Here is a 17,802-nt window from a genome sequence, read left to right on the forward strand (position 1 = left end):
AGACGATAACATGATTAAAGTGGATCGGCTGAAGAAAACGATGGGTCCTGAACGCACACCGGTGTTAAAGGATATCACTTTTCAGATGGAGCACGGGGAAATGATCGGTCTGATCGGTGCTAGCGGAAGCGGGAAAAGCTTGTTAATGAGCTGTCTATCCATGCAGCAAAAATGGGACGGCGGCAAATTAACGATTGATGGCGAAGATATGATGAATCCTGCGGGAAAACGGAGAATTCGCCGGGAATGGGCTTATCTTGAGCAGAACCCGTCCTTGAATGTGAATCGAACGGCACTTAAGAATGTATTGATCGGACAATCCAGCCAAACACCGCTGTGGCGGATGGTAACCGGGATGGTCCGGTCTGATGATTATATGGGAGCTATGGACACGATCGAGCACCTTGGGTTGTTGGACAAGGCCAAACGAAAAGCCGGCGAGTTAAGCGGCGGTGAGAAGCAGCGGATTGCTATTGCTCGCGCACTTGTTCATGGTGCCAAGGTGATTTTGGCGGACGAGCCGGTCACGGGACTCGATCCTGCCTCGGCTGAGCACGTATTGAAGACACTTAAAACCTTGTGCGAGGAAGAACGTTTAACCGTATTTACCGTTATACCCTTGGAGCTAGCCGAGAAGTATTGCACACGGATCATGGGTCTATCCGGCGGAGAGCTGGCCGTGGATGTGACCGGAAGACGTTTAACCCATGGGGAGAAGTCAAGACTGTAATTATCGATCACCAAAGACGCCAGGTGAATGTATAGAAATGAGTTGATCTTATTGAAATATAGAGTGATGCAAGCCCTCTTGGCAGGCTTGTTACTATGGATCATAAGCGGCTGCACCTTTATTCAGGACCCGGTCTCTTTAATGAAGAAACCGGATTTGCCGACGGATAAAGCGACGCTGAATGGCGCCATCCAATCTGCGCTTCTGAAGAATAAGCTGGATAATGCCGCCATTATCCGGCCGCGAAGTGACGTGGATAGCAGTTCCATCCGTATTCAGGACCTGGACAATGACGGAATTTTGGAAGCTGTCGTCTTCTATCAGACGCCGGACGATGAAGTGAAAATCCATGGCATGATCATGCAGCAGCAAGGCGACACATGGGTGAAGAATCTTGATTTCGACGGAGAAGGGACGGTATTGGAGTCGTTTGATTTCGTTGATTTTACGAATGACGGCAAGGTCGACATCGTAGCCGGCTTCTCACGCGGAGAAGAGAATCTTCAGAACCTGCTGGCCGTGTATTCATTCTCCGGGAATTCGCTTGAAAAAATACCGGCTTTGCCATACACACACTTTAATATCGGAGATATGAACGGGGATAAAATCAACGATATTACGGTTGTCTATCTTCAACAGAAAGAGCTCTCGTATATCAGCACCTATCAATACGATAAATACGAGGACGCCTTTGTCGAGCTGAACAAGCTGGATCTGGGACCGAATATCGAAAGTTATTACAATGTTGTCGCAGGTAAAGTGGCCAAGGACAAAGAAGGTATCATCTTGGACGCTTCGGTTGTATCCAACTCTTCTTATTCCAAACTCATCATTATGGAGGATAACCAGTTTATTGACGTCCTTCAGGATGAATTGCTTACCTACAAGGAACTGCCTGTAGAGAGCGAAGATGTGAATGATGACGGTATTTTAGAGTTTGGTGTTCTTACGAGACCGAGCGGTTGGGAGGATCGGCTTATTCTGGAAGAGATCCCGTTCTTCACCACGTACTTCCAGTGGGACGGAGTGGTACGGGAGAACAACGAAAAAGAAGGGCTTCAATTCGTGCTCCAAAGGTACTACGATATGAACAATCGATTCTATCTGGACTTTCCGCCAGACATGTATAATAAGATTACCATCACGCCGGAATCCAACAAAAATGCTTATTTGAATTTTGTGACGACCGACACGGGAGAGTCCGTTGCCGAGATTAAATTCTTTTCAAAGGCCCAGTGGGGAAAAGCCGAATCCGATTGGGAGATTCTGGTGAAGGAGAAAAACCGCGTAATTGCTTATCGCAGTCATGGCGATCTGAAATTGAGTAAAAAAGATAAAAAGCCAAACAGCAATAATGTGGCTCCTATCGAAAGAAAGGGGAACTAGACCTTGAGTAAAGTGCTCATATTAGAAGATGAAGAATCTATCCGCAGTTTTATCGTAATTAATCTGAAACGAAACGGCTTTGACGTCCTGGAGACTGGGGATGGCAACGAAGCCCTTCGTTTGCTGCAAACGACGCCAGATATCGATATCGCCTTGCTTGATGTCATGGTACCAGGGATTGACGGATTTGAAGTTTGCCGCAGAATTCGGGAAACGAACGAGCGGATCGGTATTATTTTCCTGACGGCAAAAGTTCAGGAGCAGGATAAAGTGTATGCCCTCTCCGTTGGTGCCGATGACCACGTAAGCAAACCGTTCAGTCCGACGGAGTTAATCGCCAGGCTGCAATCTTTACTGCGGAGGGTGAATGTCCAGCGTGCGGGAACCGCCAAGGTATCGTTTCAATCAGGTCCCTTTACGCTGGATCTGATCTCCAAGCAGTTTAAGAAGAACGGGCAGCCGGTGGAGCTGACGCCAACAGAATTTTCGCTGGTGCAGTTTTTCCTGGAGAAAGAAAACACGCCGCTTAGTCGTGATGTGCTGCTCGATCATGTATGGGGCAAAGAATATATGGGTGACCCCAAAATCGTGGACGTGAACATTCGGAGATTACGCCAAAAAATCGAAGGCAATCCTTCCGAGCCGGAATACCTCCAGACGGTATGGGGACACGGCTATAAATGGAAGGGTCAGGGACAATGATCATCAAAAAAGGCATTCGGCGGCAAATCGTGCTGCACTACTTCCTGGTAGTGTTCATCGCCTTGCTGCTGATTGAGGTTATATTTCTAATCGCTTTACGATCGTATTATTACGATACGGTATACAATCATATTTTGAATCACATTAATACCGCCAACGCCTTTTATCAGCCCTTCCGATTAACCTCGACGGAGAACGCTAACCAGTTGAGCGAGATGGTTCGCCATTTTGAATTGTATACAACGGAGCTTCAAATTTTGAATCCGGGTGGTCAAGTTCTCTCCACATCCACCGGTTTCGAAATAGAGCAGACCATCAAGACCAGTGATGTCACCCAAGCGCTTGCAGGCAATACGGGCCGTTGGATTGGTAAGCAGCAAGGTACGGGGCAGATCGTAATGGCTGTATCTCAAACCGTTTCGAACGGATTTGAGAAAACGTACATTCTTCGCTATGTGACTTCGCTTGAGTTCATTAACGACAAGCTAATGAAAATCACGCTGTTTGCCGTCAGCATCGGTGGGGCCGTGCTAGCGCTCGTGCTTGCCTTCAGCATCGGGCTGGCCAACTCCATCGTAAAGCCGCTCAACAACATTACCACGGTATCGGCGCAGATGGCCAAGGGCAGGTTTAACGTGAGAATCAAAGGCGATTATAAATACGAGCTTGGTGAGCTGTCGTCAACCCTGAACTACATGGCGCAGGAGATTGTACGAAGCAATCAGGTAAAGGATGATTTTGTTTCATCCATTTCGCATGAGCTGCGGACTCCGCTCACAAGCATTAAGGGCTGGAGTGAAACGCTCGACTCCGGTGGCTATGATCCGGAAGAAACGAAGATCGGGATGCAGATTATTTCTAAGGAAACCGATCGTTTGATCGGTCTTGTTGAAGAGTTGCTCGACTTCTCCAAGCTCCAGCAGAATGAGATGAAGCTTGTGAAGGGTATCGTGAATTTACGGGAGCTTCTGCAAGAGATTATGCTCAATCTGTGGACCAAGGCCGAGAAGAAGGGCGTCCAAATCAAACTGGAGACCGATGAAAAGCCGATTATCTATGGGGATGCCAACCGCTTGAAGCAGGTGTTTCTGAACATTGTGGATAATGCGATTAAATTCTCGCATGAGAACGGCGTGATCAACCTGTCCTTCGCTATGGAAGACAAGTTTGTGATCGTGACCGTGGAAGATCATGGTATTGGCATATCGGACGAACATCTGCGGCGGGTAAAGGATCGATTCTTCCAGGTTAATCCGCTTAATGGGGGAACGGGACTGGGCCTTGCGATTACGCAGCAGCTCATTGAGCTCCATGGGGGCACGATGGAGATGGAAAGCGAACTCGGGCACGGAACATCCGTTATCGTCAAGTTGCCGCTGCCTGAAGGGAAAATACCGATGGCCGGCGGATTAGAGAACGGTGAGGATGACGTAGCCGGACCGGCCGTATAAGCTTTGCCGGGTTACCGGCAAAGCTTTTCTCAAGAGAACAGAATTGTTAAGTTTTCAGCGAAGGTACTGTATTCGCAATTATATGTTGTGGGGCAGTGTTTTGGGGTCCCTGCAAAGTATTCGGATGAAGCATCGAGGTATAGGCTCCACTTTGTGGGGTATTGTATTGGGGCTCCCCGCAAAGTATTTGGACTAAGCATCGAAGCATAGTCTCCACTTTGTGGGGCTGTTTTGAAAGGGGGAGTGCGGAATTGGGACACACAGCAGCAACGTTTTCTACTGAGCAAGGTCTGTTTGAATTAAAAGTGGCTGAGGCAGAACAGGCAGGAGTGATGCTGTCGCTTCTCAAGGAAGCGGCAGAGGTGATGGAACAGCAAGGGCGCAAGCAGTGGAGTCCTTCTATCTTCTCCTTCGACTTGATGGAGCAGTACCTGGCGGAGCGTGAAGTGTTTATCCTCTGGCATAAAGATGTCGCCGTCGGCATGTTCACGTTACAGTATGGAGATCCAGCTTATTGGGGAGAGCGGGATGATCCGGCATATGGTTATCTGCATCGGCTGACCGTACGCGCCTCCTATCGGGGACTGGAGCTTGGAACCAAGATGATTTCCTTTGCGGAATCGTATTTGTTATCCATGGGTAAACAGGGTTTCCGACTGGATTGCGTAACTCATCTGCCAACGCTGAATCAATTTTATCAGCGCGAAGGATTTCAGTTCGTGGCTGAGCAGGATATGGGTGGTCGTGTCGTGAATTTATATGAGAAGAGATTTATTTCATAATTTTACAGTTTTAAAAAAACCTAAGTCGCATGCGCTTGAAACACAGTCAGCAGGGCACGATACATGAGAAAAAGCGATCCGTCACGGATCGCTTTTTTGTATAAAAGTCTGAAGAAATTGATCTCTCAGAGGTAATATGTTGTTGAAGAACTCGTTTAGGATGAAGAGACATTAGCCCGCAAGCGTCCTTTTTCGTATACATCCTGAAGCAGTCGGGACGGCTGGGTACGAATGGTTGGCTTCGGAAGTACGGTCTCATAAGGTCCAACAACCACTACGTTGCCGGGAGTTCCTTTTACAATCGCTCCATCCTTGATGATTGCTCCCTCACCGATAATGGCATGCTCGATATGAGCGCCCTTGCCGATTTTGACATTCGGCATGACCACACTGTCTTTAACGATGGAGTATTTGCCGATCTCCGCACCGCAGAATATAACGGAACTCTTGGCTTTTCCTTCGAAGGTGCATTGGTCATGAATCAAGCAGTCGGTGTGTTCCGTATTCCGGTTCCGCGCTGCCGAAAGTTTGGTCTTCCATGCACGGGTATACATGGGCCAATCGGATCTTTCCAGAACAAGCTCGTTTTGGCTAAGCACATCCATATGGGCTTCCCAGAGGCTTTCTACAGTACCCACATCGCGCCAGTAGCCCTGGAAGCGATACGCAAGCAGCGACTCTTCTCCGGACAGCATCTTAGGGATGACATCCTTCCCGAAGTCATGGCTGGAGTTGGGATCAGCCGCATCCTCAATGAGGTGCCGCTTCAGATAGTCCCAACGGAACAAATATATGCCCATCGAGGCGAGGTTGCTTTGCGGTTCTGCCGGCTTTTCGGCAAATTCAATGATATTGAGATTGTCGTCAACGCTCATGACGCCAAACCGGCTGGCGTCTTCCCAAGGCACTTCCATCACGGAGATCGTGGCAGGTGCCTCCTGCTGTATGTGGGCTTCAAGCATTTCGCGGTAATCCATTTGATAAATATGGTCCCCGGATAGAATAAGGACATGTTCGGGATTTTGATCATCGATGTATGGAATGTTTTTATAAATGGCGTCTGCTGTACCCAAGTATCCATCTTGGTGTGTGCTGTTGGATGGAAGCAGAGCGATGCCTTCACGTCCTGTATGTGTTAGTCCCCAGGGTTCACCTTCACCGATATGTTCGTGTAATGATTCTGCCTCATATTGTGTCAGGACTCCAACCGTATCGATTCCGGAGTTCACACAATTGCTGAGAGGAAAATCGATTATACGATAATGTCCGCCAAATGGAACGGCGGGTTTTGCCAGCTTGGACGTAAGGGGAGCTAATCGTTTACCCTCTCCACCGGCCAGAAGCATAGCAATACAGTCTTTTCTCTTCATCACGTTTCCCTCCCAATGTATTTTCACGTTGTACATTACATAAACGACATTCCCGGGGTTTGAAACGATTATATTGAAAAAGTGAAATGAAAATTACAAAATTATTTTTCAGGGACATTTTTTATTTTCAACATGGTTAGAATGGGGTAATAGCACTAATAATATTTGGATTTATAAAGAAAAAGCGGGTGACGATGATTGAACCAAGCAGTTAGGGAAGGAAACATGACTCCGGAACAATTGTATTTATTTCATGAAGGAACCTGGTTTCACAGTTACCAATCCATGGGTGCACACCGTGTTACGGAAGATGGAGTTGAAGGCGTGCGTTTTACGGTTTGGGCTCCGAATGCAAGGCAGGTGGGTCTTGCCGGAGACTGGAACGGCTGGGACGGTTCCCAGGACACGTTATATAGGATACCCGATTCGGGAATTTGGAGTCGGTTTTTCCCTGGGATGAAGACTGGAACTTTTTACAAATATCATATCACGGGACCGTATGGAGAAACGTTCTTGAAGGCCGATCCGTACGCGTTTCACGCCGAAGTTCGACCTGCAACCGCATCGGTTGTGACCGATCTTTCTGGATATCATTGGAACGACGCAACATGGAGAAGAAAGAACAGATCCCCCTACACCAAGCCGATGAACATATATGAGATGCACGTTGGAACCTGGCGGCAAAAAGAGGACGGTTCGTTCTATACATATCGCGAACTGGCGGACCAGCTGATCCCCTACTTGCTGGAGATGAGCTATACCCACGTGGAATTCATGCCCTTGGCTGAGCATCCGTACGACCTTTCATGGGGGTATCAGGGAACCGGATTCTTTGCGCTGACCAGCAGATACGGAAGTCCCCATGATTTCATGTACCTTGTTGATCAGCTGCATCAAGCTGGTATCGGCGTGCTGCTCGACTGGGTGCCCGCACATTTTGCCAAGGATGCCCACGGGCTTCGACTGTTTGACGGGGCGCCTCTTTATGAGTACGCAGATTCGCAAAAAGCAGAGAAACCGGGCTGGGGAACACTGTCTTTCGATTATGCCAAGCCTGAGGTGATTTCATTCCTCATCTCCAATGCCTTATTTTGGATGGATATGTATCATATTGATGGTCTTCGTGTGGACGCTGTGACAAGCATGATCCGGCTCGATTTTGAGAAGCGCGAAGGTCAGTATAAACCTAATGAACATGGTGGCTTGGAAAATCTCGAAGCGATATCCTTTCTGCAGGAATTGAATAAAGCTGTGTTTCGATATTACCCGAATGCCTTGATGATGGCCGAGGAATCCAGCGCATGGGCAGGAGTTACCGCACCTGTGCACGAAGGGGGCCTTGGGTTCAATTACAAGTGGAACATGGGCTGGATGAATGACACGCTGTCCTATGTGGAGCAAGAATTCGATCAGCGGCCTACCCATCATAATTTACTAACATTTCCCATTTGTTATGCCTATTCAGAAAATTTTACATTACCGCTGTCACATGATGAAGTTGTCCACGGGAAGAAATCACTGCTTAATAAAATGCCGGGGAGCTATGAACAAAAGTTTGCAGGACTCCGCATTTTGCTTGGATATCAGATCACCCAGCCTGGCAAGAAGCTGCTGTTTATGGGGGGAGAGTTCGGCCAATTCATTGAATGGAAGGATCAGGAGCAGCTGGATTGGCTGCTGCTTGATTACGAAAGCCACCGGAAGCAGTTGGCTTATACGGCAGCGTTAAACCGCATGTATGTGGAGGAGAAGGCGCTATGGGAGCAGGATCACAGGTGGGAAGGCTTTGAGTGGCTTAGCGCTGATGATCATGAGCAGAGTGTCTTATCGTACATGAGAATGGGCACAAAACCTGTCGATACAGTGATCATCGTCATTAATTTTCAGCCCTGGGCATATGACCAATATCGGATCGGCTTACCGAGAGCGGGAGAGTACGTGGAAATATTGAATTCCGATCATACCGATTATGGCGGCTCCGGACTGGTTAACAACGAAGACTTAAAAGCAGAGAAGAAGGCCTGGCATGGTCAAACCCACAGCCTGGAGATCAAGCTGCCTCCACTAGGCATGGTGGTGTTAAAGAAAAAGCCGCGTTCCAGAAAGTTGCAGGCACAAGAGGACGTTTCACTGAAGGCATCAGTAGTAAAAGAGAAGACGGCACGGAAAACCAAACGAATCCAAAGGGGGAAGCAGGATTGAAATTGTTATTTGCAGCTTCAGAATGTGGACCATACATCAAGACAGGCGGATTGGCGGATGTGATCGCTGCTTTGCCGAAAGCCCTTCGCGGCATGGGCGAGGATATTCGGGTGGTTCTGCCCAAATATCGCGGCATTCCTGACGACTACCGGGAGCGCATGGCGCATGTCGGGGAAACCCGGGTACGGGTAGGCTGGCGCGAGCAGTATTGCGGCATCGAGTCCCTGGTTGAGGACGGAGTCACGATTTATTTTGTAGACAATGAATATTATTTTGGCCGCGAAGGTATTTACGGCTACATGGACGATGGCGAACGCTTTTCGTTCTTCAATCGCGCCGTTCTCGAGATCTTGCCGGTAATCGGTTTTCAGCCGGACGTGCTTCACTGCCATGATTGGCATACGGCGATGATTCCGCTGCTCCTTGAAGATGTCTACCGACATGATCCTTACTATGCGGGAATTCGAACCGTATTTACAATCCACAATTTGTTGTATCAAGGCGTATATCCGTACGAGGTGCTGGTCGATCTGCTCGGAATCCACAGCCGTCATTTTACAGCGGAGGGCGTAGAATATTACGGAAACGTGAATTTCATGAAAGCGGGAATCGTGTATGCAGATCATGTAACGACGGTTAGCCCGACTTATGCTTCGGAGATCCAGACCGGTTATTACGGATATGGACTCGACGGGCTTTTGTCAGCCCAAGGTTCGAGATTGAGCGGCATTGTGAATGGTATAGATACTAAGAGCTACAACCCGGCGACCGATCCGCACATCGCGATGAAGTACCGGAGCGGTCTGAGTAAGAAAACGCAGAACAAAATTGCCTTGCAAGAAGAGTTGAACCTTCCGGTAGCACCGCATATTCCGTTGATGTCGATGGTGACGCGGCTGGTCGATTCGAAGGGGCTCGATCTGCTCATCCGGATTCTGGATGAGCTGCTCTACTATGATGAGATTCAATTTGTCGTTCTGGGAACGGGTGATCCGTCTTATGAACATTGGTTCAAGGAAGCGGCGAATCGGTATCCCAATAAAATGTCGGCCCAGATTCGGTTCAATGAACCGTTATCGCGGCGCTTCTACGCTGGAAGCGATCTGTTCCTGATGCCTTCCAAATTTGAACCGTGCGGTATCAGCCAACTCATCGCCATGCGTTACGGCAGTGTGCCGATTGTCCGCGAAACAGGTGGACTGAATGATACGGTTCATGCATATAACGAGTATACGGGAGAAGGGAATGGATTCTCTTTCAAGGATTACAATGCCCATGATATGATGAACACGATCCGGCGCGCGACCTCGCTTTACCGCATGCCTGAGCACTGGCGTAAAGTGACTAAGAACGCATTGGGCGGGGATTATAGCTGGAACGTTTCGGCCAAGGAATATCAGGAGATATACCATCAAATCACCCAATCTCAGGCTTGAACCATAACAAGACACAGGGGTGCAAGGATAGCCAAATTATGCGCTGTCCTTGCACCCCTGTGCTCGTTAAAGTTTGGTATAGATGTATGGAGCCAGTTGGTCTGATGCTTCATATTCCTTAATATGGAAATTTGTATCACATAAGATGAGTTTACTAATGTTTCAATCGCCGGCATAAAATTCGATATGCATAAGGCTCTAAATCGATATGCATTGTCCCGTTTACCGGTTTTACGGGCTCTTTTGTCTCGGCATCAATCCAATCGGTCGTGACGATAGGATGCGATATGGTGCGTGCCGAGTTGCTGTTGTTCATCCAGACGATAAAATGCATGGTTTCGTCCGCACGCTCGTACACAATGCAAGGATCATGGAGATTCGCTTGGAGGAAGCGAAAGCGTCCCTGTCTCAGCGCCTTATGCTTTTTCCGAAGCGCGATCATCCCTTGATAAAACGTATACAGCTCTTGGTTTCGTTTCTTTGGATCCCATTCCATGCATTTGCGGCAATCGGGATCTCCGTCACCGGTCAATCCGATTTCGTCGCCATAAAAGATGCACGGCGTACCCATGAATGTAAACAGAAATACAACCGTGAGTTTCATGCGCCGGATATCTTCTCCCACACGGGTAAGCAGCCTCGGCGTATCGTGGCTGCACAGCAGATTAAAGACCACTTCGTTGGTCTGCTGCGGATATCGCATCAAGATCGAGCCGATACGGTTGGCGAACGTGAGCCCGTCCATGTTGCCGTTGAAGAACTCCAGCACCTTATCGGCAAAAGGATAATTCATTACGGAATCAAACTGGTCACCTTGCAGCCAGATTAAGGAGTCCGACCAGACCTCGCCCACGATATAAGCCTCAGGGTTGGCCTTCTTGACGACCTGTCTGAAATCCCGCCAGAAGTGATGATCAATTTCATTGGCAACGTCCAGGCGCCAGCCGTCGAGATTGATCTCCTTGATCCAGTATTCGGCTACACCCAGCAAATACGCCTTCACTTCGGGATTGGCGGTATTGAATTTCGGCATATTTCCGAAAAAACCGAAGGTATCGTAGCTGGGAATGCCATCCTTGACCTCGCAGGGAAACTGGTTCACATGAAACCATTTCGCATACTTGGATTTCTCGCCGTGCTTCAGCACGTCCTGAAAGGGCGGGAACTCCTCGCTGCAGTGATTGAATACCGCATCGAGAACCACTCGGATGCCTTTTGCGTGACAAGTATCTACTACTTTTTTCAACAACTCATTATCGCCAAAGTGCGGATCCACCTGTTTATAATCAACCGTGTCATATTTATGATTGGAGGGGGAGAGGAAGAGAGGAGTAAAATAAATGGCGTTGATACCCAGGTCAACGAGATCATCGAGATGATCCAGTACGCCCTGCAGGTCACCGCCGAAGAAATTATCCACCTCCGGCTTGCCGCCCCAGGTCTCGGTTTTTTCTGGATTGGTGGCTGCGTTTCCGTTAGCAAAGCGCTCCGTCATAATTTGATAAAACACAGCTTCCTTGGCCCATTCCGGTACTTTGAATACATCGACTTCATGTATGTACGGAAATTCAAAGTAACCTGCAGGCGGATAAGGATAGTCCCATCCGATTCCGCTGTCCACCATATAAACCGTTTCATCTCCGGCATGAATTCGAAAGCCGTAGGACAGTCTTTTGTATTTCGGCCTAACTCCGCATTCCCAGTAGTCAAACATGTCATCCGAGGCGGCCTTTTCCATGGTGATCTCGAAGTACGTACGGTCCCAATCGTATTTGTCGCCGGTCATGGCAACAACAGAATCAATGTCGTTTTTCTTGGTTCGAATCCGAAGATGAATGGTTTTCGTATCATATGCATAAGCCCATTTATCTCTTGGAACATGATACAGTGCTTCTAACAGCATGGTTACACCTCCTATATGAGTAAAGCTATAGCTAATTAATAACCAACTGCTGGCTTGCATGAATCATGGAGTGAAAGAGACCGCCCGGCTAGCCTTCCTATTTATCAACTACTGCATGTTATGCGCAATTATAAGATGGGAAGGGGACGGAGAGATTATGCATCGTCGAAAGATTGCTTACCATAGATCCTCGTATCACTTTATGGATGATGCTAAAGTCCTGTATTTACATTTATATGTAGGAAAAATTGAACGGCCCGTAATGGTTAACATAGCGAAGTGATTTCCACAATATGGGCTCTCAATCGATTCACCCCTCTAATTTATTTGTTTAAATGATTAAAAGAATCATGAGTAACATAATCCTAAGGGTATGATGAATTGACCGTTGTATTAAAATAGTGGAGTAGACGCCATATGTAGGGTTTAATATAAGGGTGCTGTTCATGAGAACCCATGAATTTTCATTGCATATTCATGCATCCTGTTTTATAATGACTCAGTTGCATTTTTTCTGTGGTTTAATTTATTTGTAACAGTTAGGGGAGAAACGAGACATATGAAACGTAAATTTACAGCGTGGATGACCCTGTTCATGGTGGTCGTGCTGTCTTTTGGCAGTATCGTTCATGCGGAGGGTGAGAAGAAAACGGTGATTCTCGGCACGAGTGCCGATTATGCACCTTATGAGTTCCATAAAACGATAGATGGCGTGGATACCATCGTCGGATTTGATATCGATATTGCGAAGGAAATCGCCAAGGATCTTGGCGCCGAGCTCATTATTAAGGACACCTCCTTTGATGCTCTCTTGCCGGAGCTGACGAGCGGACGCGTGGATTTTGTCATATCGGGCATGAATCCGACAGAAGAGCGCAGAAAGAGCATCGATTTCTCCGAGCCTTATTATGCTGCGGAACAATCGGTTGTCGTTCGTAAGGAAGATGCACTCAAGTTCAACACGCTTGAAAGCCTGGAGGGAGCTCGCATTGGGGTTCAGAAGAGCTCCATTCAGGAGTCCATTGCAAAGACAATTCCGAAAGCCAACGTGGTATCACTGGATAAAATCCCGGACTTACTGCTGCAGTTGGAATCCGAGCGCGTGGATGTTGTTCTCGCAGAGTATCCAATCGCGAAGACGAATATGAATGAAGCGACCATGGTGATCACGGACGCTAAACCGACGGCTGAGAACGACGCTTATGCCATCGGGGTTCGTAAAGGGAACGAAGAGCTGCTGAAGAGCATTAATGCTACACTTGAGCGTTTGAAGGAGAATGACCAGATCCAGAAGTTTGTCGACGAGGCCAGCGACCTGGCTGCAGGCCGTAAAGCAGAGAATCTGAACACATTTGAGTTCTTTTGGAAATATCGCGATTATTACGCCAAGGGAATCCAGTTTACGTTGCTTATTTCGGCTCTTGGTGTATTTTTCGGTTTTATTCTCGGATTGATTATCGCTTTAATGCGGATGTCGGGTGTTAAAATCCTTAAGTTGTTGGCTTCCGCTTATATCGAGATCATCCGTGGTACACCGATGCTGGTCCAGTTGTTTATTATCCATTACAGCTTGGCGGCGTTTGATATTAAATTCTCACCGATCCAGTCGGGGATTTTGACGCTTTCTATCAACAGCGCGGCCTATCTGGCTGAAATATTCCGTGCCGGCATTCAGGGCGTGGACCGCGGCCAATTGGAGGCTGCACGCTCCCTCGGAATGACCAAGGGCAAAGCGATGCGCCACATTATTTTGCCGCAAGCGCTAAAAGGCGTTTTGCCTGCCATCGGTAATGAGTTTGTTGTCATCATTAAGGAATCCTCCATCGTCTCCTTCATCGGTGTGGTGGACATTATGTATCAAGCCCAGATTTTGCGCGGCATGACGTTTGCGGCATTGAATCCGCTGCTTGTGGCTGCCCTGATCTACTTTATACTGACATTCGTTCTTTCGAAGCTTCTGGGTGTCTGGGAAAGGAAGTTGAGTGCAAGTGATAACCGTTAAGGATCTTCATAAATCGTTTGGCAAGCTGGAAATCTTGAAAGGCATTGACATTGAGATTGCAAAAGGAGAAGTAGTGGTTGTCATCGGGCCGAGCGGCTCCGGTAAAAGTACCTTTTTACGATGTCTCAATTTGCTTGAAGTGCCGACCAGCGGCGAAATTTCGTTCGAGGGTGAGCTGATCACCGCCAAGAATCACAATATCAATTCAACCCGTGAGAAAATGGGCATGGTATTTCAGCAGTTTAATCTGTTTCCTCACAAGAAGGTCATCGATAATATTACGCTTGCTCCAATTCAGGTGAAGGGTGTCTCAGCAAAGGAAGCCGAGGCTACTGCAGACGAGCTGCTGAAATCGGTTGGCCTGCAGGACAAGAAGGAGTCTTATCCTTCCCAGCTGTCCGGTGGACAGAAGCAGAGAATTGCCATTGCCCGCGCACTCGCGATGCAGCCGCATGTCATGCTGTTTGATGAGCCAACCTCCGCACTGGACCCTGAGATGGTAGGTGAGGTATTGGAAGTAATGAAGAAACTTGCCGAAGGCGGTATGACGATGGTTATCGTCACCCATGAGATGGGTTTCGCCCGGGAAGTGGGAGATCGGATCCTGTTCATGGATGGCGGTAAAATCGTAGAGGAAGGCACGCCGGACCAGTTGTTTGGCAATCCGACTCATCCTCGTACGCAAGAATTTTTAAGTAAGGTTTTGTAACTTTTATTTCTACATTGTAACAAACAAAAACAGCGCCATACCTGATCGTTTCAGGAATTGGCGCTGTTTTTGTTTGTTTATTGGTAACAATTGCTTGCAGTATAGGTTACAAAATTGTGATATATTGATGTTCGTTGACATATTACATCCGAATTACCAGGCTACATAAAAGGAGGCATCTTTAGATGTTACAACAAATGAGATCATGGACTAGAAATTATGGACTTAACAAAAATAATAAGATCGCTGGAAAAACAGCAAAATGGCTTACCGTTACAGCCGTTGTACTTGGCCTGACTTTCGCCGGAGGGGGACTGCAGGCACATGCAAGCGCAGTGCATGTCGCTAAGAATGGCGACACCTTCTACTTCTTATCTAAACAGTACGGTGTAAACATGGACAAGCTGATGAAGGCTAACCCTGCGATTAAGGCAACGAATATATACCAGGGGCTAAAAATCACCATTCCAGGGACGGTATCGATGAACTCGACGGCATCTGCTGCACCGATCGCTCCAGGAACCACCGGATTTACGCCCAGCTTGAGCGTTTCCCCTGAGAAGAACGTGGTGGAAGCATGGGGCAAGACGTTTAATTATAGCAAAGCATTGTCGGTCAAGGCTACTGCCTATTCTTCTGCAGCAAGCGAGAACGGTGGTTGGGGCGCGGTTGATTACTTCGGAAATTCCCTTGAGCTCGGCACCATCGCTGTCGATCCCAAGATCATTCCGCTCGGTACCAAGGTGCTTGTAACAGGACATGAGCATCCAGGACTGCCGAAAAAGGCATTTGTGGCAGAAGCTCGTGATATTGGTGGAGCTATTAAAGGGAGTAGGATTGATATTTTCATCCCAGGTTCAAAATCATCCGTGAATCAATTCGGCATTCAGGATATCAAATTGTTCATTATCGAATAAGTTAATTCATCCTCATGAAATAATCATTCTAATACGGAAGACGGCTAGACTGGATCCAAACTCCAGTTAGCCGTCTTTTTTTGTTATTCAGATCTATCTCGACTCTGACACGCCTAACATCTCCGGGAGTGTGACGAAGCTATATCCCTTACTCCGCAGCTCGGTAATAATGTCCGGGAGTGCTTCGATCGTTCCGGTTAGGTTGGATCCCACGCCACCTCCGGCATGTTGGAGTACGATCGAGCCTGGCCCGACCGCTGATAAAATGTTGCTTTTCACCTCTTCCTTACTCAGCCCTTTCCAATCGAGGGAGTCGACATTCCAATTCACGACTTTGTATCCGTTTTTGCGTGCCCACTGAAGCTGCTCTTCATTGATATCACCATAAGGCGGACGGATTAGCCGAGGGTCCACTCCGGTTAGGGATTTCAAGATCGTGTTGGTACGTTCGATTTGGCCTTTGAATTTCTCCAGGCTCAGCTTGTTCAGCTGGGCGTGATTATAGGAGTGATTACCAATGGCGTGACCTTCATCATGGATTCGTTTCGCGAGATCGGGATGTTTTTTGGCCCGTTCCCCCACTGCAAAGAACGTGGCTTTTACCTGAAACTTTTTGAGGACGTCCAGTACTTTTCCGGTAAATCGGGGATCCGGGACATCATCAAAGGTCAGAGCGATCTGTTTGATCCGGGGTCCGCTGGAGCGAAAGGTATCCGGATATTTTCTCAGTAATTGACTTAAAGACGGCGCATCGTCTGAATTTTGGGTCTTATTGCGCTTGGCATGATCCAAGATTTGGCCGGATTCCGACATGACGGAAGTGTCCTGGGGTTGAAGTGACAAACTATGTACATCGGACGCGTGTGCCGAGATGTCCGGCACCATGAAAAAGAATAATAGGATACACAACAGGCAGCTTCCTGCACGGTATCGATTGAACATCACGATCGACCCCTTTCGCTTTTTAATATGGTATGCCCAGTTGGTCGTGCGATTATCCTCAATATGGGAATGCGATGTTTTTTAGTTTTCCCTCAGAAAGGTGTATAATAACCGGTAACAGATTGGTTATTACATCTTGATCGTTTGGATATGGAAGGAGATAATCGCTTGGCAGACTTGTTTACACCTTACAATTTCAAGAATTTGACCCTCAAGAACCGCATTGTTATGCCACCGATGTGTCAATATTCCGTTCAAGCTGAGGACGGGATTCCGAATGATTGGCATTTTGTTCATTACGTCAGCCGTGCCGTTGGAGGTACTGGCTTCATTATTGTAGAAATGACAGGTGTCCATCCTGATGGACGCATAACGAATCAGGACACGGGGATATGGGACGATAATCAGATCCCAGCCTATCGCCGTATTGTGGAGAGTGTGCATTCTTATGGAACCAAGATTGGTATCCAGCTTGGGCATGCCGGAAGAAAAGCGCAGGATGCAGAACCGTCAGTAGCCCCTTCTGCGATTCCGTTCAGTTCCCATTACAAAATGCCCAAGATGCTTTCCGGGGCGGAAGTGGAAGAGCTCATTCAAGCCTTCAAGGAAGGCGCGCGTCGAGCTGTTGAGGCCGGGTTCGATACCGTTGAGATTCATGGCGCCCATGGTTACCTTATTCATCAGTTCCACTCGCCGCTAACGAACCAGCGCAGTGATGAATATGGTCAAGACCTTCCTCTGTTCGGTGAGCGGGTTGTTCAAGCCGTTAAGGAAGTCCTGCCCGAAGGCATGCCGATCATAATGAGAGTATCTGCAAAAGAATATGTGGACGGCGGCTATGATGTGCAATACTGTGCGGAGATTTGCAAACGTTACCGCGATGCCGGCGTCGATATTTTTCATATCTCCTCGGGGGGAGAAGGCCAGGTCGGCGCCAATGGAGGTCCGGAAGCGAAGCCCGGTTATCAGGTGGATCTGGCAGCAGAGTTCAAACAGCTGTTAAAGGTGCCTGTTATTGCGGTAGGATTGCTGGATGATTACCATGCCGCGCAAGAGGTGATTTTGTCAGGCAAAGCGGATCTGGTGGCGATTGGCCGGGGCATGCTCCGCGATCCCTACTGGGCTGTTCATGCAGCCAAGGCGCTTGATGGAGGACAGAAAGTCCCCAAGCAATATGAACGAGCATATTAAAAAGTGCGTGTTCCCAAATTGTGAGTTTTGAACAACTTCTAAAAAAATTTTGAAACGTTTGGGAACATGCAACGTAAAT

Annotated in this window: 14 protein-coding genes; 11 read left to right on the forward strand and 3 right to left on the reverse strand. The window is 47.9% G+C overall.

Translation table 11 applies throughout. From position 1 onward, the window contains the following. Positions 1 to 10 precede the first annotated feature (10 nt). The 5 genes from NYE54_RS13700 (at position 11) to NYE54_RS13720 (ending at position 5,051) form a co-directional block, all read left to right on the forward strand. Positions 11 to 730, forward strand: a complete 720-nt coding sequence (locus NYE54_RS13700) for an ATP-binding cassette domain-containing protein (RefSeq protein WP_100536497.1) — start codon at positions 11 to 13, stop codon at positions 728 to 730. Positions 731 to 781: 51 nt separating this feature from the next. After that, entirely contained in the window at positions 782 to 2,116 is a 1,335-nt protein-coding gene (locus NYE54_RS13705; protein ID WP_256720407.1) for a VCBS repeat-containing protein, read from the forward strand. A 3-nt stretch (positions 2,117 to 2,119) separates the two neighbouring features. Beyond that, positions 2,120 to 2,818, forward strand: coding sequence for a response regulator transcription factor (locus NYE54_RS13710; protein ID WP_076321185.1), 699 nt, complete (start codon positions 2,120 to 2,122; stop codon positions 2,816 to 2,818). Beyond that, positions 2,815 to 4,269 (forward strand): ATP-binding protein, encoded by a 1,455-nt coding sequence (locus NYE54_RS13715; RefSeq protein ID WP_339272427.1) that lies wholly within the window; start codon positions 2,815 to 2,817, stop codon positions 4,267 to 4,269. Before NYE54_RS13710 ends, NYE54_RS13715 begins: the two co-directional genes overlap by 4 nt. A 251-nt stretch (positions 4,270 to 4,520) precedes the next feature. Then, on the forward strand, positions 4,521 to 5,051 hold the full coding sequence (locus NYE54_RS13720; protein ID WP_339272429.1) for a GNAT family N-acetyltransferase: 531 nt from the start codon (positions 4,521 to 4,523) through the stop codon (positions 5,049 to 5,051). A 155-nt stretch (positions 5,052 to 5,206) separates the two neighbouring features. On the opposite strand, the gene NYE54_RS13725 is transcribed toward NYE54_RS13720, so the two are convergent. Then, positions 5,207 to 6,421, reverse strand: a complete 1,215-nt coding sequence (locus NYE54_RS13725) for a glucose-1-phosphate adenylyltransferase (protein ID WP_339272431.1) — start codon at positions 6,419 to 6,421, stop codon at positions 5,207 to 5,209. A gap of 225 nt (positions 6,422 to 6,646) precedes the next feature. Between NYE54_RS13725 and glgB the strand changes: the two genes are divergently transcribed. After that, positions 6,647 to 8,623 carry a 1,4-alpha-glucan branching protein GlgB gene (gene glgB, locus NYE54_RS13730; protein WP_339272432.1) on the forward strand — a complete coding sequence of 659 codons (1,977 nt, stop codon included), beginning with the start codon at positions 6,647 to 6,649 and terminating at the stop codon, positions 8,621 to 8,623. After that, positions 8,620 to 10,059, forward strand: a complete 1,440-nt coding sequence (glgA, locus tag NYE54_RS13735; protein ID WP_339272433.1) for a glycogen synthase GlgA — start codon at positions 8,620 to 8,622, stop codon at positions 10,057 to 10,059. Before glgB ends, glgA begins: the two co-directional genes overlap by 4 nt. A 154-nt stretch (positions 10,060 to 10,213) precedes the next feature. On the opposite strand, the gene NYE54_RS13740 is transcribed toward glgA, so the two are convergent. Then, a complete protein-coding gene (locus NYE54_RS13740; RefSeq protein WP_339272434.1) occupies positions 10,214 to 11,962 on the reverse strand; it encodes an alpha-glycosidase in 1,749 nt (582 codons plus the stop codon). A gap of 559 nt (positions 11,963 to 12,521) precedes the next feature. Between NYE54_RS13740 and NYE54_RS13745 the strand changes: the two genes are divergently transcribed. The 3 genes from NYE54_RS13745 to NYE54_RS13755 all read left to right on the forward strand — a co-directional run bounded on the left by NYE54_RS13745 (position 12,522) and on the right by NYE54_RS13755 (position 15,590). After that, complete coding sequence (locus tag NYE54_RS13745; protein WP_339272436.1) at positions 12,522 to 13,964, forward strand: ABC transporter substrate-binding protein/permease; 1,443 nt, start codon at positions 12,522 to 12,524, stop codon at positions 13,962 to 13,964. After that, on the forward strand, positions 13,951 to 14,673 hold the full coding sequence (locus NYE54_RS13750; RefSeq protein WP_339272438.1) for an amino acid ABC transporter ATP-binding protein: 723 nt from the start codon (positions 13,951 to 13,953) through the stop codon (positions 14,671 to 14,673). The genes NYE54_RS13745 and NYE54_RS13750 overlap by 14 nt, the downstream gene beginning before the upstream one ends. A gap of 185 nt (positions 14,674 to 14,858) precedes the next feature. Then, entirely contained in the window at positions 14,859 to 15,590 is a 732-nt protein-coding gene (locus tag NYE54_RS13755; protein ID WP_339272439.1) for a 3D domain-containing protein, read from the forward strand. A gap of 93 nt (positions 15,591 to 15,683) precedes the next feature. Here the strand turns inward: NYE54_RS13755 and NYE54_RS13760 are convergent, their stop codons facing one another. Further along, positions 15,684 to 16,532: a polysaccharide deacetylase family protein gene (locus NYE54_RS13760; protein ID WP_339272441.1), complete on the reverse strand. Its 849-nt coding sequence runs from the start codon at positions 16,530 to 16,532 to the stop codon at positions 15,684 to 15,686. 168 nt (positions 16,533 to 16,700) lie between these two features. On the opposite strand from NYE54_RS13760, the gene NYE54_RS13765 reads away from it, so the two are divergent. Then, positions 16,701 to 17,723 (forward strand): NADH:flavin oxidoreductase/NADH oxidase, encoded by a 1,023-nt coding sequence (locus NYE54_RS13765; protein ID WP_076321196.1) that lies wholly within the window; start codon positions 16,701 to 16,703, stop codon positions 17,721 to 17,723. Positions 17,724 to 17,802: the final 79 nt, after the last annotated feature.

This window comes from Paenibacillus sp. FSL K6-1330 (genome assembly GCF_037976825.1).
Classification (GTDB): Bacteria; Bacillota; Bacilli; order Paenibacillales; family Paenibacillaceae; genus Paenibacillus_AQ.

What these genes read in the sequence shown, in the direction of transcription:
- NYE54_RS13700 (WP_100536497.1), top strand. Translation starts at nt 11, where the DNA reads ATGATTAAAGTGGATCGGCTGAAGAAAACGATGGGTCCTGAACGCACA.
- NYE54_RS13715 (WP_339272427.1), top strand. Translation starts at nt 2,815, where the DNA reads ATGATCATCAAAAAAGGCATTCGGCGGCAAATCGTGCTGCACTACTTC.
- NYE54_RS13725 (WP_339272431.1), bottom strand. Translation starts at nt 6,421, where the DNA reads ATGAAGAGAAAAGACTGTATTGCTATGCTTCTGGCCGGTGGAGAGGGT.
- glgB (WP_339272432.1), top strand. Translation starts at nt 6,647, where the DNA reads ATGACTCCGGAACAATTGTATTTATTTCATGAAGGAACCTGGTTTCAC.
- NYE54_RS13740 (WP_339272434.1), bottom strand. Translation starts at nt 11,962, where the DNA reads ATGCTGTTAGAAGCACTGTATCATGTTCCAAGAGATAAATGGGCTTAT.
- NYE54_RS13745 (WP_339272436.1), top strand. Translation starts at nt 12,522, where the DNA reads ATGAAACGTAAATTTACAGCGTGGATGACCCTGTTCATGGTGGTCGTG.
- NYE54_RS13755 (WP_339272439.1), top strand. Translation starts at nt 14,859, where the DNA reads ATGTTACAACAAATGAGATCATGGACTAGAAATTATGGACTTAACAAA.
- NYE54_RS13760 (WP_339272441.1), bottom strand. Translation starts at nt 16,532, where the DNA reads ATGTTCAATCGATACCGTGCAGGAAGCTGCCTGTTGTGTATCCTATTA.